The organism is Cryobacterium sp. TMT1-2-2 (assembly GCF_004403505.1).
Classification (GTDB): domain Bacteria; phylum Actinomycetota; class Actinomycetes; order Actinomycetales; family Microbacteriaceae; genus Cryobacterium; species Cryobacterium flavum.
The window spans coordinates 213,642-229,248 of record NZ_SOGS01000027.1; the positions used below are offsets into that span (position 1 = coordinate 213,642).

Consider the following 15,607-nt stretch of genomic DNA (forward strand, 5'->3'; position numbering starts at 1 on the left):
CGCCCAATCGGGGCCCGGCCGCTTCCACCTCGTTCACCCGCGCGTCGCGCGCTCGGTGAAGGGCTAGGTGAGCGACACTCCCTCGTCGCCGGTGTCCTCGAGGAGCACACCCGCATCGATATTCCACCGCATCAGGGCACGAGTGCCCGGCTCACGCACCGCGGCGGAGTGTGCTTCGCGAACGGTTCCGACGCTGCCGTCGGGCAATTCCACCTCACAGCGCCAGGCCGAACCGAGATAATTGGCGTCCAGAACGGTGACCGGCAGCGTATTCATGTCTGACGAGCCCGGCTCGGTTCCCTCTTCGTAGAGGGTGATGTTCTCCGGGCGAATGAGAATTGCCAGAGAACTCGACTTCTTCTGGCCGGGAACGCGGATTGCATGTCCGGAAATATCCAGTGTCGATATTCCATCGACCGTGCCGACCATCGAGCCGGACAACACCGTGGATTCACCGAGAAACCGGCCCACAAACAGTGTTTCCGGTTTTTGGTAGAGTTCGGCCGGGCTGCCGACCTGCTCGATCCGACCGTTGTTGAACACCGCGATCCGGTCAGAAAGCGACAACGCCTCCTCCTGGTCGTGTGTCACATACACGAAGGTTGATCCAACCTCTCGGTGGATTCGTTTTATCTCCTTCTGAAGCCATTCGCGCAATTTCTTATCGAGTGCGCCGAGCGGCTCGTCCATGAGCAAAACACGGGGCTTGTAGACGAGCGCGCGAGCGAGCGCCACGCGCTGCTGCTGACCGCCCGACAGGTCGGCGGGGTAACGATCACCGAACTCTCCCATGCGCACCATATCGAGCGCGCCCGCGATCATCGTTTTTTGTTCGGCCTTTCCGATCTTGCGTCGCTCCAACGGATAGGCGATGTTCTCGGCAACGGTCTTGTGCGGGAACAATGCGTAGTTTTGAAACACCATTCCGATGTCTCGTTTATGTGCCGGCAGCTTGGCGACGGGTTTGCCATAGATATGGAGCAGCCCCTCCGTGGCGGTAACAAACCCGGCGATCATGTTGAGTGTCGTCGTCTTGCCCGATCCGGACGGGCCGAGAAAGGTCATGAATTCGCCCGGTTCGATCACGAGGTTGATCGCATCGACGACGGCCTTCTTGCCATAGCGCTTCGTTACATCGCGCAGGCTGATCCCCGCATCGTTGATCACACTGATGACTTCGGTGTTGAGGTGCAATTGCCGGAGTTCTCGTTCGTTGTGATCCAGTGTGGACGCAGTTGTTTCCGGTTTCATGCCGAAACTCGCTTTCTCTTGCGGGTAGCAAATTGTGCGGTGAGCATGACCAGCACAGATGTGAACATCGCTATCACGGCGACAGCTGCGACCGTGGGATCACTCGCCTGTGTGACGCTGTTGTAGATCTTCACCGGCAGTGTCTGCAACTGCGGACTCTGAATAAAGAGCGACAGAATGATTTCGTCAAAAGACGTGACGAAAGCGAACAGTGCTCCCGCGGTCACTCCGGGCATTATCAGCGGGAGCGTGATGCTAAAGAAGGTGCGCAGCCGTCCGGCGCCCAGAGTCGCCGAGGCCTGCTCCAATCGCGGGTCCACGCCTTGCAACGAGGCGGTCACGTTGATGATCACGAGCGGCAGTGCCACGACCGTGTGCGCCAGCACGAATCCGGGCAATGTACCGAGCAGATTGAATCGCAGGAAGAGCGAGTAGAGCCCGATAGCGATAACAATGCCCGGGACGATCAAGGGTGTCAGGAAGTAGCTCTCCAGCAGGGCCTTTCCGCGGAATCTGACTTTGGACAGTCCGATCGCCGCCATGATCCCCACTGAGGTCGCGACCACCATCGTGACCAGCGCCACCTGCAGCGATGAGCCCAAGGCGCGCAACCAGGCCGGGTCGGTGAAGAAGTTCTCGTACCACTGCAGGGAAAATCCCTGCGGCGGAAAGTTGAACGACGCCGCGGAGTTGAACGACATGGGAATGATGACCAGAGTTGGCAGCAGCAACCACAGAATGATGAGAGCGGCCAGTGCGCCCAGTGCACGTTTCAGCGTCATTTCACCCTCCCCGCAAACAGGCTCGTACCCTTGGCCAAACGGCCGACGACTACAAGCACCACGATTGTCGCGGTCAGCATGAAGATCCCGAGCGCCGTGCCCTGGCCCCACATGAGGAACCCGCTGATCTGCTGGTACATCAGGGCAGACATCATGATTTCCTTTGACGAGCCCAGCAGCGCGGGAATGATGTAGAAGCCGAGTCCCAGGATGAAGACCGTCACGGAACCTGCAAATATCCCTGGTCGAGACAGCGGCAGATAAACCGTGAAGAATGCCGTCACCGGTCGCGCCCCTAGATTGGCCGCAGCGGGCAGTAACCGCTTGTCAATCTTGGCCAGCGCCGAGTAGATCGGCAAGACCATGAACGGGAGCAGCACCTGGGACATCCCGAGCGCCACGCCAAAGGTGCTGCGGATCAAGGGCAGCGGGCCGATGCCGAACAACGACTGGAGAAGACCGTTGATCGGGCCGGTGTCCTGCAGCAGCACCAACCAGGCGAGGGTGCGCACCAGAATACTCGTCCATAGCGGCAGCATGATGAACAACTGCAACATGTTGCGAGTGCGATCACTCACGATCGTCATCAAATATGCGTACGGGTACGCGATAAGCAAGCAGACGATCGTCACGAGGAAGGATGTTCCGAATGTACGCAGGGCAACCACCATGTTGGTGGGCGTGGTGAACAGCCAGACGTAGTTCTGGATTCCCAACACCGGATCGCTGATGCTTCGGATAAAGACATCAACGAGCGGCGCGAGAAAGAAGAACGAGACGATCACGAAGGCGGGGATCAGAAGGAGAAACGGGCGCCAGTTCTTTGGCTCTCGAGCCAGTCTCGCCGGGTCACCGCCATCACCAGAGCGCTTGCCCCGATTGTGAGTGGACGTTGCATGAACCATGCGGGTTAGCTACCGGTGACCCAGCCGGCCCATGCCGCCGACAGAGCATCGTAGTTCTCCACCCAGAAATCGATGTTCGGAGCGTGACCGGACTTGAGGTGTTCCGTGGTGAGCCACGTGTTCAACAACGCGTCAACCTTGGGCATCGCGTCGACGTTGACCGGCCCGTACGAGGTCAGCTCCGTCATGCGTGACTGCTGGTCTGCGCCGAGGTAGAAATTGACCGCGGCGAACGCCGCCTGCGGGTCCTTCACGCCCTTGGGAATCGCAGTCGAATCGACCATGATCATCCACTCGTCCCACATGGGTGCGATCGGGGCACCAGCCGCAGCCGCACCGTATCCGCGACCTGACCAAACCAGCCCCATGACGGCTTCGCCGGATTCGAGCTGCTGCTGTGCTTGAGCACCGGAGGTCCAGCCGATCACGTCGTCGCCCAAGGCACGGTACTTGTCGAAGGCGGTCTCGATGTCGGAAACTTTCACATCATTGATGTCTTTTCCGTCAGCGGCCAGGGCGAACTCCACCGTCTGAGGATCGACGTATGGAGACTGGCTGACCGTGCGCTTGCCCGGAAACTTCTCGGTGTCGAAGAAGTCAGCGGCGCTCGTTGGTGGATTGTCACCGAACGCATCAGTGTTGTACGCCACAACGAGACCGTAAAGAATATTGGGCACCATGCACTTGTCCGTGATCGTTCCCTCGGGAACCTTGGAAATATCCACCTGCGAGTAGTCGTACTCCTCGTACAGCGTTCCGCAGCCGCGCGCCGTGTCGAATTGCGTCGCGTTGGTGACATCCCAGGTCACGTTGCCGCTGTCGACCATTGCCTTGAGCTTGCCGGCGTCGAATGCGTCCTGCAGGAAGGTCGCGCCCGAGATCTTCGCAAACGGATCCCACGCAGCGTCTCGTTGACCATCCTGAAAAATTCCACCGGAAGCCGCATAGGTCAACGTCACACCGTCAAAGACTCCTTCGGGAACAACGCCCGCCACCGGCGTGCCGAGGTCTCGCTCGACCACTGGTGCAGCCGCACCGCCCCCCGCGCAGCCGGCGATGAGCAGAGTCACTACTCCACCCAACGCGAGAGCGCCCAGCTGGCGCTTAAATTTCGGATTTCGCATGGTCATCCTTCTTTCTTCACTCCGTTGTGAACCCCCAGAGACCAACACAGCCACTGGCTGCACCGCACGCTCCTGGAATCGATAGCCCCCAAGGTAGCAATTCAAATCCGCAAGCGCGACTAATTCTCCATAATTGAGCAATTTATTTGCGAATATTTGAATGGTTCCCGGTATTGAACACTCAAATTGGCAATTCGTTACGCATTTGTGACGAAATATGCGCGAGTTCGATGCACTGCACGCCCGAATTGCGGTGCAGGCCGAGTGGGCCACCGCTCGCCCCATAGTTGGACAAAAGGCAAGTTTTGTTGCATATTAGTAAAACTAAATACCGATTCACACGAAAGCAGGATGCTGATGTCCAACGATGAGCAGCCAATCGGCCCCCTGGACGCCAGCCTGACTCCGCGCTACGCCGGAATCGCCACCTTCGCCCGCCTGCCGCGGCTCGAGGATGTTCGTCAGGCCGATATCGCCGTTGTGGGCGTGCCCTTCGACAGCGGGGTGAGCTACCGCCCCGGCGCCCGCTTCGGCCCGGCTCACGTGCGCGAGGCCTCCCGACTGCTCCGTCCGTACAACCCCGTGCAGGACGTGGAACCGTTCTCCACTCAGCAGGTTGTTGACGCCGGAGACATCGCCGCGAACCCGTTCAACCTGACCGAGGCTGTGGCCCAAATTCAGCAAGCAGCCTCCGAGCTGTCGGCCGACGGCAAACGTCTGGTCGTCATCGGCGGTGACCACACCATCGCGCTTCCCCTGCTTCGGGTTGTTGCCGAGCGCCACGGCCCCGTCGCCGTGCTGCACTTCGATGCCCATCTCGACACCTGGGACACATATTTCGGGGCGCCGGTCACGCACGGTACGCCGTTTCGGCGTGCCTCGGAGGAAGGCCTGATCGATATGCAGGCCAGCATGCACGTGGGCATCCGCGGCCCGCTCTATTCCCGCGACGATCTCCGCGACGATGAACGTCTCGGCTTCGCGATCATCGCCAGTCATGAGTTCGAAACCGAGGGACTGGCCCGCGCAATCGAGCGGATGCTCGCCAGGCTCGGTGACCGCCCCGTGTATCTCTCCGTCGACATCGACGTGCTCGATCCCGCCCACGCTCCCGGCACCGGCACCCCCGAAGCCGGCGGAATGACCAGCCGGGAACTGCTGGCCATGATTCGTGCCCTGCGAGCCGTGAACCTGGTCGGGGCCGATGTGGTTGAAGTTGCCCCGGCCTACGACCACGCGCAGATCACGGCCGTGGCTGCCTCGCACGTGGCCTACGAGATCATCTCAGCCATGACTCCTTCCGCGTAGCACTCGCCCTACCTCCCGCAGCCTCAGCACACCAAAAGGACAATGATGTCGACCAACATGACGAACCCCGCATCGCCTCCCAGCACTGACTCCGAGCGGCGGGGTACTGTCATCGAGCAGCGCTCGATCGACTACGTGCCGAGGTCCGAGCGGCACGGAAAAGTATGGCATCAGGGGCCGTTCTGGTTCACCGGCAACTTCGTGCTGCCGACCATGGTGATCGGCTTCATCGGACCGGTCATCGGGCTCAGCGTCTGGTGGACCGTTCTTGCTGTCATCACCGGCGCCTGCTTCGGAACCTTCTTCATGGCCTTTCATGCCAATCAGGGGCCACGCACCGGCCTGCCGCAGATGATCCAGTCCCGCGCCCAGTTCGGCAGCCGCGGTGCCATCGTGCCGTTCGCGGCGAGCGTCTTCGTCTACATCGGCTTCATGGTTTTCGACACGATCCTGGCCACCCAGGGCCTCCTGCTGGCCTTTCCGGGCGACAAGCTGTTCTGGTATCCGTTCCTGATTGCGCTCTCGATCCTGATCGCCGTCGTGGGCCACGATCTGCTCCACTTCATCCAGCGCTGGCTCACCGGCCTGCTCGTCGTCGTCTTCGTCATCATCACGGTGCTGGCCATCGTTCACTTCGACTCCACGACGGTCACCGAAACCGCGAGCACCGCGGGCTGGGATGGAGCGTCCTTTCTGGTGATGTTCTCGCTGGCCGCCGGTTACAACATCAGCTACGCGATTTATGTCTCCGACTACAGCCGCTACCTCCCGCAGAACGCTTCGGCCCCCAAACTCATCGGTTGGACCTACCTCGGCGCGGCGCTGTCGGCATCCTGGCTCATGTCGCTCGGTGCCCTCCTCGGCAGCCATATTCCCGACGCCGACGCGATCGGCGCCATCAAGACCGTCGGCGACATGCTCTTCCCCGGGTTCGGCACCTTTGCCGTGCTGGTCTCAACGGTGGCCTTGATTTCGATCATGGGCGTCAATGCCTATGGGGCGATGCTGACCGGAACAACCGCCGTCGACGGGTTTCGTAAAGTCTCAGCGACCGTGCGTCTTCGCGTGATCGGGCTCACCGTTGTCGGTCTGGTCACCCTCGCGATCGCCCTGCTCATCCCCGACGACTACCTGAGCAGCTTCAACGACTTCGTGCTTCTCATGCTGTACTTCCTCGTGCCGTGGACCGCCGTCAACCTGGTCGACTTCTACCTCGTGCGACGCGGCAAGTACGCAATCGCCGAGATCTTCAACCCGAGAGGCATCTACGGTCGCTGGGCCTGGCGGGGAATGGTCGCCTACCTTATCGGTTTCGTTGCCATGATCCCGTTCTTCTACACGTCGTTCTACGTCGGACCGGTCTCAGCGGTGCTGGGCGGGGCTGACATCTCCTTCGTCGTTGGCCTGGTCGTCTCCGGCGGGCTCTATCTGTTATTCTCACGAAACCTCGACCACGCGGCCGAGGCCGAAGCTCGCGTCCGCAGCGAACTCGAGCTGGAAGGAGCCGCCGATTAGCGACACCACAGTGGCTGGTTCCCCGGTGCGCGTGGGCTGCTGCCAAATCTCCGTGACCGTGGGCGAGACTCTCGGCAACCGCGCCAGGGTGCGGGCTGCCATCGAGGCGGCGGCGAATGCTGGAGCGCGCATCATCGTGCTGCCGGAGCTGGCGAACTCGGGCTACATGTTCGCCAATCTGGCGGAGCTGCGAACCGTGGCGGAATCCGCGACCGGGCCATCCGTTCGGGAATGGGAGCTGCTGGCCCAGGAGCGCGATCTGGTGATCGTGGCCGGTTTCGCCGAGGCCGGCGACGACGGTCTGATCTACAACTCCGCGGTGCTGGTCGACCAGACCGGGCTTCGTGCCGTGTACCGCAAGGTTCACCTGTGGGACCATGAAAAAGGCAACCTGTTCACCGCCGGATCTGCCGCACCGCCGGTCGTTGATACCGCGTGGGGTCGCATCGGTGTGGCCATCTGCTACGACCTCGAATTTCCGGAGTGGGTGCGCTCAGCAGCCCTCGATGGTGCCGAGCTGCTCTGCTGCCCCGTCAACTGGCCGCTGTATCCGCGCCCGGCTGGTGAGCGTCCGAGCGAAATCGTCAAGGTGCAGGCCAATGCTGCAGTCAACCGCATGTTCATCGCCGTCGCCGACCGCACCGGGCTAGAACGCGGGCAGCACTGGCTCGGTGGCAGCGTCATCGTCGACGCCGATGGGTTTCCCCTCACGCGCATCACACTCGGCGATGAAACGATGCTGCTGGCAGATATCAACCTCGCCAAAGCTCGCGCCAAGGGAATCAGCGCGCGCAACGACGTGCATGCCGATCGGCGCCCGTCGCTCTACACCCGGGTTACCGATAGCTGAGCCCCGCCCATCGCCTCGCTGACGCGCTGGCGAATGGCTGCCCGGCGGGCATGTCTCGCTGCTGCACACAAGACGGTGTTGCCAACCCTGACAGAATGGTGACCTGTTCCGCCCACGTTCCACTGGAGTGATCATGCGCCCGATGCCTGTCGATCCCACGAACCAGCGGGCGGCGATCGGCAGCAGATTGCGCGCCGCTCGGCGTTCTCAGCAGCTCACCATTGATCAGTTGGCCACGGTCACCGACCTCACCAAAGGCTTCATCAGTCGCATCGAACGCGACATGACCTCGCCGAGCGTCTCGACGCTGGTTGCCCTCTGTGAGGTGCTCCATGTCGATATCGGCGACCTGTTCGCATCGTCTGATGTTGAACTTGTGACCGCCGCGGGCGCGCCGCGCATCAACCTCGGAGGTGAGGGTGCCAACGAGAGGCTGCTCACCCCCCGGCGCGAGAGTCGTCTGCAGGTCGTTCGTTCCACCGTGAGCCCGGGGGGGTCCGGTGGGGGAAAGCTCTACACGATCAACTCGCCCGTCGACGTCGTGCACGTGTTGGCCGGTTCCATAACGGTGCAATTCAGCGACCGCACGTTGACCCTCGCTGCGGGTGATTCGCTCACTTTCGACGGCCGCGAGCCCCATAATTGGCAGGCCGACCTCGAGGTCGAGACCGAGCTCCTGTGGATCCTGGCGCCGGCCGCCTGGGAGGGCACGGTCTAGCATCTGTGGCCTCCATCGGCTCGGGGCGGGGTTGCATCGCATTAAGCGAATGCGATGCCAAGCGCTTCTTCACGATCTCATCAGCGGTGAGCAGGTAGTCGAAGTCGATGAGGTCGGATTTGTAGGTCATGAGCGGTCCTTGGGGGCGAGGGAGGAAGAAACCGGAAGGAGAAGAACACCATCAATGCGGCAGGGAATCTTCCACGGGTTTTCTGTGGCAAGGAACACTGGGAGGGTTTGCAGGTCCGGGTTTTGTAGCGCGACGGGGCGCACGAACCGGGCTAGGGCTCCCGCGCCCACGCTGGTGGCCTCGGGCCGACTCGTGGCAGGCCAGGGGCCGCCGTGTTGCTGGGACCACGTGTTGGCCACCCCGGTGGGCCAGGCGTTGAGCGCGACCCGTCCGACGTTCGGGAGCATTCGTGCTACCACAGTGGCTGTTTCCGAGTCATCGGGGCCGCCAGTGAAGACGGATGCCGCAAGGGAGCCCTGCAGGCCGGCCAGAACATCCATTACCTCGCCGGCATAGTCATATTCACAAACAAGAGCTACAGGGCCGAAGCATTCCTCGAGCAGCCGCGACCCTGGCATGAGATCGGCCAGAGCCACGCGGAAGACGTGTGCAGCAGCGGCATAACCGTCGCCGTCGTCGGACGGCGCCGCGACCATCACCCCGGCGACAGCCGAAAGCTCAGCAATCCCGCTTGTGAATCCGGCTTCGATGCCCGCCGTCAGCAGCGGCGCGGGCGCAACCTCCCCCACCAGGCGGGCTACGGCGTCGAACATGCCGGAGCCGGCCGGAACGAAAATAAGGCCTGGTTTCGTGCAGAACTGGCCTGCCCCAAGTGTGAATGAGGCAACGAACCCAGCAGCGATGTTTTCGGCCGCGGCCGGTGATGCGGCGGCCGCGGACGTAACGAACGCAGGGTTTATGGTGCCCATCTCGGCAAACACAGGCACCCCCCGCGCCGCCGCACGGTCCCGCAGGGCCATTCCGCCGCGCTGGCTTCCGGTGAACGAAATTGTCTTTACAGCGAGGGAATCGACGAGTTGCAGTCCAGCGTTGAAGCCAGTAACGCAGTCATACGTTCCTTCAGGGGCGCCCGCTGCGCGGAGTGCGTCCCGGGCAATCGAGGCAACCTTGACACTCAAGCGTGGGTGCGCGGGATGGGCCTTCACAATGACGGGACAGCCAGCCGCGAGCGCGGATGCAACGTCGTGACCGAACACCCCGAAACCAAAGGGAAAGTTGCTCGCACCGAACACGGCGACCGGTCCGACCGGAACATTCCAGCGCGCCAGGGTGACCGTGTCGCTAACCACGTCCATACTCGCGGCGAGGTAGCTACCCTCGACCGCGACACTGGCATAGAAGAGCAGGCTCCGCCCCGCTCCCGCGATCTCGCCCCGAAGGCGCGACAGACCGAGCCCGGTCTCCTCGTCACCGAGAACGGCGAGTTCTTCCTGGTGTGCACTCAGCGCATCGGCCACGGCAGCCAGCCAGCGGGCACGGACTGCCGGGGCGGTCGCTGCGAGCAAGGGGGCCGCATTCACGGCGCGCAGCAGCACGCGGTCGACCATGCTCGGCGACGTGTGTTTAACGCTCCCGCGCTGCAGTCCGGTGTGCGGGTCGAAGCTGGCGTCAACGCCGGCAACAGCATGCGGCGCAGTCGTGCTCACGCGGCGACATCTTCCCGGGTTGCGGTCTCGCGCGCGGCGGCATCCACCTGTACGACAACGTCCCGAAGAACCGTGAGGCCGTCACGTAGCAACGCTTCCTCAATCACGAGCGGGGGCAGCAGGCGAATCACGTTCGAATAGGTTCCGCAGACCAGCACCAGCAGCCCTTGCGCGTGACACCGGGCAGCGATCTCTTTGGCAAGCTCGGCACGGGGCGCCAAGGTGTCCCGGTCGGCGAATTCCACGGCCAGCATCGCTCCCCGGCCGCGAACATCAACAACAATGCCCGCAGCGGAGAGCAGCGGGTCCAGCATTTCGCGGGCGACGGCCTCGATGCGGCAGGCATTGGCAACGAGTGCACCGTCTTCAAACGCCTCGAAGACCCCAAGCGCCGCCGCGCAGGCGAGCGGGTTTCCCGCGTAGGTGCCGCCGAGACCGCCGGCGTGCACCGCGTTCATTAGTTCGACACGGCCGGTGACCGCGCTCAACGGCAGGCCGCCAGCTAGGGCCTTAGCGGTCACGGTGAGGTCTCCCGCGACCTGTTCGTGGTTGCTCGCGAAGAGCAGGCCCGTGCGTCCCATGCCAGCCTGAATTTCATCGAGCACGAACACGATGCCGTGCCGGGTCGCAATTTCGCGTAGCCCGGGAAGGAAGCCAGGCGACGCAACGATGAAGCCGCCCTCACCTTGGATCGGCTCGATCACCATGGCGGCAAACGTCTGCGGCCCTTCGGCGTCCAGAATGCGCTCCACGGCGGCGAGCGCTTCCGCAGTGGCGTTCTCTGCCCCGGTCGGCCAGCGCAGCGGCGCTGCGAACGGGGCTCGAATCACCTCGGTCGGGAATGGCCCGAAGTTGAGCTTGTAGGGATTCTCCTTGGCTGTCATCGCCATCGTCAGCAGCGACCGACCGTGATAGGCGTCGTCGAAAACGAGAACCTTCTGTCGACCGGTGGCCGACCGGGCAATTTTGATGGCATTCTCAATGGCCTCCGCTCCCGTGGAGAACAGCGCCGTGCGCTTCTCGAACTCACCGGGAGTGTGCTCGTTCAACCACCGGCAGACAGCGGTGAACGAGTCGTATTCGGTCACCATGAAGCAGGTGTGGGTGAATCTGGTCAGCTGATCCCCGACATGCGCCTGCACGTTCGGGTTGCTGGCGCCCACGCTCGTCACCGCGATCCCCGAGGCGAAGTCGATGATGCGGTTGCCGTCCACGTCCTGGAGGATTGCACCGTCAGCGCGGTCGATGAATACCGGCAGGGTAATACCGAATCCGCTCGTGACGTGCTTCAGCCGCTCGGCATGCAGTTCAACAGAGCGCGGGCCAGGAATTGCCGTGGCGAGAAGACGGGACTGGGGAACGGGTACTGATGTCATGGGCTCAAATTAGCAACGCGCAGACTCTGAAACATCAGATGGATTGCCCAATTATTGTCATTTCTTGGTTAGAATATCCAACAATTGTCGCCTACTCCGTAAGAACGGATCTTGCCTCGTGATCAGCCTGACTCAGCTCTGTGAGAAGTTGGGCAATGCCCTCCGCACGGTCGACGGAGATCCGGTCGCCAGGATCAACCTCACCGGCGTGCATATCTCCGAGCTCACAGACCCGACACCGTATTTGGAAGGCGGGGAACTCCTGCTGACCACAGGCATTCCTCTGGCCGGTGAGCCCGACAGCCTTCGCGACTACGTGACTCGGCTCGCGTCTCGTGGCGTACTTGCCCTGGGGCTAGGCCTCGGTGCTGGTACTGACGATGTGCCCGCCCAACTTGAAAGTGCGTGTGCGGGAGCCGGAGTAACACTCCTCATCGTGCCTGCGAGCATCCCGTTTATGCACATTTCCCGCACCTACTGGGACCTGGTGGGCAAAACAGAACAGGCCGACCTCGCGGCCAGCCTCACTCTTCAGACTTCACTGACGCAGGCTGCGACACGGCCCGAGGCCGTCGCCGCGGTGGTGAAGGTTCTGAGCAATGCCCTGGGCGGCTGGGCCGTGTATCTTCCCGCCGATGGTTCAGCGGAAACGTACTGGCCACCGGAGGAGAACCGCGTCCTGCCTCAGCTCCGGGAAGAAACGGCCCGCCTCGGCCTCGCCGGAACGCACTCGGCGGCCACCTTCCCGCTGGACGGGATGGACGTCGTTGAGTACTCCATTATTGCTGACCGGCGCACGGCGGGTTTCCTGGCTGTCTGTGCGGGTCGGCCCCTGCGAAAGGCGGATCGGCAGTTGATGCTCACGGGATGCATGCTCCTCGCCGTGGCTGCCCAGCGAGAGTGGCAGCTCACTCGGGCGAACTCGGTTCTCGGCACCACGGCAACGACGCTGGCGTTGAACGGTTTTGTCGATGCTGCGCGTCTTGTAGCTGGAGATCTGATCGGTTCCCCGCTGGCTGAACGGGTCCGGCTCCTGGCCATCCGGGGAGACAACCTTGAGGCGCTCACCACCTCAGAACTCGCCGATCAGGTCTCAGCCATGCTGTCTGGTGAGCCAGCGATGCGATTAGGCGACAGCATCCGCCGATGCCGCCTTCGCTCAATGGAAGACGGCGTCTGTTTCCTCATTCTGGAGACCCGGACAGACCCTGACCCTGCCGAAGAATCCGGGAACCCGGTTGAGGCAGCAGTGTCGCGCCGACGCGCCCAACCTGTTCCGTTCGCGGCGGCGCTCAGCCGGCCCATGCCGCTCAGCCAGTTACCCGGCAGCGCCGACGACCTGCGTCGGTCTTGCCTGCTCGCAAGGGTGGGACAGATCTCCACGGGCCCGGGCCTACCTGATCCTCGTGCCGTCGAGTGGGTGGCCCGGCTCACGGCATACTCCCGGGCCGATCTCGTGGCAACCGTGAAAAGTTACATTCGGAATCAGGGCCAGTGGGAGGTCGCTGCCCGGGAGTTGAAGCTCCATCGCAATTCCCTGCGGCACCGAATCGGCATTGCAGCGAAACTACTGGACGCCGATCTCGACGACCCTGACGTGTCGGCGAATCTCTGGCTAGAGCTCCGCAGAGTCGGGGCCGGAAATCGCTGACGTGGGACCAAGGATCGGAGATGGTCGAGTACCTTCAGTTCAAGGAGGAAACGACGATCTCGGTCTACTTCTGCGATCCACATTCGCCGTGGCAACGAGGCTCGAATGAGAACACAAACGGGCTCATTCGCCAGTACTTCCCCAAGGGCACCAACCTGAATCTCCACAGCCCCGAACGACTGGCTGAAGTCGCGACCAAGATCAACGCTCGACAAGGAAACAGCCCACATTTGATCGAGTGTTGCGAGGTTGGCTAGAAAACACCCAGCTTGTCATGGCCACCGACACTCGCCCACGCCTCGGGCGGTAGTGAAGCCGACGAGGATGCGTTCGCGAATCAAGTCACGTTCAGTAAACGCGGAGCCCTGACCAGTCAGGGAATTGGCGATGATGACGCCGCATAAGTGACATGGAGAGTCGGGCGGACGGTCGACTGGTGAAAATTGGCTCGTCGAGCACTGTGGGTGATACCGTGCACGAGTAGCGATCAAAGGAGATCAGCCATGTCGTCGTACACACAAGTGTCCTCAGACCTGCCCCTGCTGGAATGCACCATCGGTGATCATTTTGAGGGAATCGTTGAACGATTCGCCCACCGTGACGCCCTGATCGAGGTAGCAACCGGACGACACTGGTCCTATTCAGAACTCAATTCAGCAATCGACGACTTTGCGCTCGGCCTTATGGGCTTGGGCGTCGAACGCGGAGACCGAGTCGGTATCTGGTCGCCCAACTGCGCCGAATGGACGATCGTTCAATACGCCACGGCCAAGATCGGTGCGATTTTAGTGAACGTGAATCCCGCGTTTCGCATCTCTGAGTTGGAATACGTTATCAGGCAGTGCGGAATGCGGATGCTCATCTCCGCCCCATCCGACAAAAACAGTGACTATACAGCCATGGCCCGAGACGCCTTCATCAGCTGTTCAGATCTGCACGAACTCGTCTTTATCGGCACCGATACCGACCCGACCCGATCGGGCGAATTCGACTACACCGCCCTCATCACAGCCGGCCATACCGTGTCACTCCTGGACCTGCGCCACCGTATGAACGAACTGACAGCGAACGACCCGATAAACCTGCAGTACACCTCGGGTACGACCGGATTTCCTAAGGGTGCCACCCTCACCCACCGCAACATTCTCAACAACGGCTTCTTCATCGGCGAACTCCTCAACTACACCGAACACGACCGGGTCGTCCTCCCCGTGCCCTTCTACCATTGCTTTGGCATGGTCATCGGCAACCTCAACATCTACTCACACGGTGCCGCCGCTATTCTTCCCGGGCGCAGCTTCACCGCAACAGCTGCCTTACAAGCCGTGCACGATCACGGCGGCACCTCACTCTACGGAGTACCCACGATGTTTATGGCCGAACTAGCCCTCCCGGAATTCACCACCTTCAACCTCTCCACACTGCGCACCGGAGTGATGGCTGGGTCAACCTGTCCGGAAGCAGTGATGAACCGAGTGATCGACGAAATGAACATGATCGACGTGGCTATTTGCTACGGCATGACCGAAACCGCACCCGTGTCGACAATGACCAGAAGCGAAGACACCATCACCCAACGCACCTCAACTGTCGGTCGTACGATGCCACACCTGGAAAACAAGATCATCAACATCACCACCGGCGAAACGGTCGAGCGCGGCAAGATCGGCGAATTATGCACCCGCGGCTACAGCGTCATCTCCGGCTACTGGAACGAACCAGACAAAACTCGAGATGCAATCGACCAGGAGGATTGGATACACACCGGTGACCTCGCCAGCATGGACACGCACGGCTACATCACCGTAGAAGGACGCATCAAGGACATGGTCATCCGCGGAGGCGAAAACATCTACCCACGCGAAATCGAAGAATTCCTCCTGCACCATCCATCAATTCACGACGTGCAAGTCATCGGAGTACCCGACGAAAAATACGGAGAAGAACTCATGGCCTGCATCATCCTCAAACCGGGCGTCGACCCGATAACCGCCCAAGACCTCGCCGCCTTCTGCCACGGACGCCTAGCCCACTTCAAAATCCCCCGGTACACCGACGTTCGAGACAATTTTCCCCTCACAGTATCCGGCAAGATACGCAAAATCGACATGCGCAACGAAGCAATAGCCCGACTGTCAACCACTTCATGACCTGACCCCAAGCTGCACCCGATAGTTAGGCGGCGTCCCCGAGGTACTGCCAGCGATTCTCCGGGCTCAACACCCCCAGATCCACCAGCTCCCGCGCGGAACGGTGATCACCACGCTGATCACTCGAACGCGGGTACCGCGGCCACACCCACTCACCCGGAGCATTCGCATCACGAATCAACGGCCGGCTCGACACGCCCACTCGGTTCGGTCGAAGCCCCGGGGCAGCTACCCCGACAACGCGAGCGGCCAGGTCACACAGGTCCCGTTACGCCCGCACCCATCCCGCCACATGTTTCA

General features: G+C 61.7%; 12 protein-coding genes and 1 pseudogene. 7 read left to right on the plus strand and 6 right to left on the minus strand.

Translation table 11 applies throughout. The annotated features are described in order from the left end of the window. Positions 1–63 precede the first annotated feature (63 nt). The 4 genes from E3T35_RS18855 to E3T35_RS18870 form a co-directional block, all read right to left on the minus strand. Positions 64–1,251: an ABC transporter ATP-binding protein gene (locus E3T35_RS18855; protein ID WP_134344839.1), complete on the minus strand. Its 1,188-nt coding sequence runs from the start codon at positions 1,249–1,251 to the stop codon at positions 64–66. Next, positions 1,248–2,033: an ABC transporter permease gene (locus E3T35_RS18860; protein WP_092338466.1), complete on the minus strand. Its 786-nt coding sequence runs from the start codon at positions 2,031–2,033 to the stop codon at positions 1,248–1,250. Before E3T35_RS18860 ends, E3T35_RS18855 begins: the two co-directional genes overlap by 4 nt. Continuing rightward, positions 2,030–2,818 (minus strand): ABC transporter permease, encoded by a 789-nt coding sequence (locus E3T35_RS18865; protein ID WP_241987688.1) that lies wholly within the window; start codon positions 2,816–2,818, stop codon positions 2,030–2,032. Before E3T35_RS18865 ends, E3T35_RS18860 begins: the two co-directional genes overlap by 4 nt. Positions 2,819–2,943: 125 nt before the next feature. After that, the gene (locus E3T35_RS18870) at positions 2,944–4,116 is read right to left on the minus strand and encodes an extracellular solute-binding protein (RefSeq protein ID WP_241987687.1); all 1,173 of its coding nucleotides are present in this window, start codon (positions 4,114–4,116) and stop codon (positions 2,944–2,946) included. 303 nt (positions 4,117–4,419) lie between these two features. Here E3T35_RS18870 and speB point away from each other — a divergent pair, with 303 nt between their 5' ends. The 4 genes from speB to E3T35_RS18890 all read left to right on the plus strand — a co-directional run bounded on the left by speB (position 4,420) and on the right by E3T35_RS18890 (position 8,453). Further along, positions 4,420–5,370: an agmatinase gene (gene speB, locus E3T35_RS18875; RefSeq protein WP_134344837.1), complete on the plus strand. Its 951-nt coding sequence runs from the start codon at positions 4,420–4,422 to the stop codon at positions 5,368–5,370. Between the two features lie 57 nt (positions 5,371–5,427). Beyond that, entirely contained in the window at positions 5,428–6,885 is a 1,458-nt protein-coding gene (locus E3T35_RS18880; protein ID WP_198421052.1) for a cytosine permease, read from the plus strand. A gap of 10 nt (positions 6,886–6,895) precedes the next feature. Next, positions 6,896–7,735 carry a nitrilase-related carbon-nitrogen hydrolase gene (locus E3T35_RS18885; protein WP_174777115.1) on the plus strand — a complete coding sequence of 280 codons (840 nt, stop codon included), beginning with the start codon at positions 6,896–6,898 and terminating at the stop codon, positions 7,733–7,735. Between the two features lie 133 nt (positions 7,736–7,868). Beyond that, positions 7,869–8,453, plus strand: coding sequence for a helix-turn-helix domain-containing protein (locus tag E3T35_RS18890; RefSeq protein ID WP_134380687.1), 585 nt, complete (start codon positions 7,869–7,871; stop codon positions 8,451–8,453). Positions 8,454–8,579: 126 nt separating this feature from the next. Here the strand turns inward: E3T35_RS18890 and E3T35_RS18895 are convergent, their stop codons facing one another. Beyond that, a complete protein-coding gene (locus E3T35_RS18895) occupies positions 8,580–10,130 on the minus strand; it encodes an aldehyde dehydrogenase family protein (protein ID WP_134380690.1) in 1,551 nt (516 codons plus the stop codon). Further along, the gene (locus E3T35_RS18900) at positions 10,127–11,506 is read right to left on the minus strand and encodes an aminotransferase class III-fold pyridoxal phosphate-dependent enzyme (RefSeq protein ID WP_134344832.1); all 1,380 of its coding nucleotides are present in this window, start codon (positions 11,504–11,506) and stop codon (positions 10,127–10,129) included. The genes E3T35_RS18895 and E3T35_RS18900 overlap by 4 nt, the downstream gene beginning before the upstream one ends. Positions 11,507–11,624: 118 nt before the next feature. Here E3T35_RS18900 and E3T35_RS18905 point away from each other — a divergent pair, with 118 nt between their 5' ends. From E3T35_RS18905 to E3T35_RS18915, 3 genes and pseudogenes are all read left to right on the plus strand, one after another. Continuing rightward, complete coding sequence (locus E3T35_RS18905) at positions 11,625–13,157, plus strand: PucR family transcriptional regulator ligand-binding domain-containing protein (RefSeq protein ID WP_166790012.1); 1,533 nt, start codon at positions 11,625–11,627, stop codon at positions 13,155–13,157. Further along, positions 13,145–13,414 (plus strand): annotated as a pseudogene (locus E3T35_RS18910) (IS30 family transposase); the annotation flags it as partial. The gene E3T35_RS18905 and the pseudogene E3T35_RS18910, both read left to right, overlap by 13 nt. 246 nt (positions 13,415–13,660) lie before the next feature. Beyond that, on the plus strand, positions 13,661–15,307 hold the full coding sequence (locus tag E3T35_RS18915) for an AMP-binding protein (RefSeq protein ID WP_134344829.1): 1,647 nt from the start codon (positions 13,661–13,663) through the stop codon (positions 15,305–15,307). Positions 15,308–15,607: the final 300 nt, after the last annotated feature.

Bases quoted from the DNA above. Each gene is read 5' to 3' on its own strand.
- E3T35_RS18855 (WP_134344839.1), bottom strand. From the start codon at position 1,251: ATGAAACCGGAAACAACTGCGTCCACACTGGATCACAACGAACGAGAA.
- E3T35_RS18860 (WP_092338466.1), bottom strand. From the start codon at position 2,033: ATGACGCTGAAACGTGCACTGGGCGCACTGGCCGCTCTCATCATTCTG.
- speB (WP_134344837.1), top strand. From the start codon at position 4,420: ATGTCCAACGATGAGCAGCCAATCGGCCCCCTGGACGCCAGCCTGACT.
- E3T35_RS18880 (WP_198421052.1), top strand. From the start codon at position 5,428: ATGACGAACCCCGCATCGCCTCCCAGCACTGACTCCGAGCGGCGGGGT.
- E3T35_RS18890 (WP_134380687.1), top strand. From the start codon at position 7,869: ATGCGCCCGATGCCTGTCGATCCCACGAACCAGCGGGCGGCGATCGGC.
- E3T35_RS18900 (WP_134344832.1), bottom strand. From the start codon at position 11,506: ATGACATCAGTACCCGTTCCCCAGTCCCGTCTTCTCGCCACGGCAATT.
- E3T35_RS18915 (WP_134344829.1), top strand. From the start codon at position 13,661: ATGTCGTCGTACACACAAGTGTCCTCAGACCTGCCCCTGCTGGAATGC.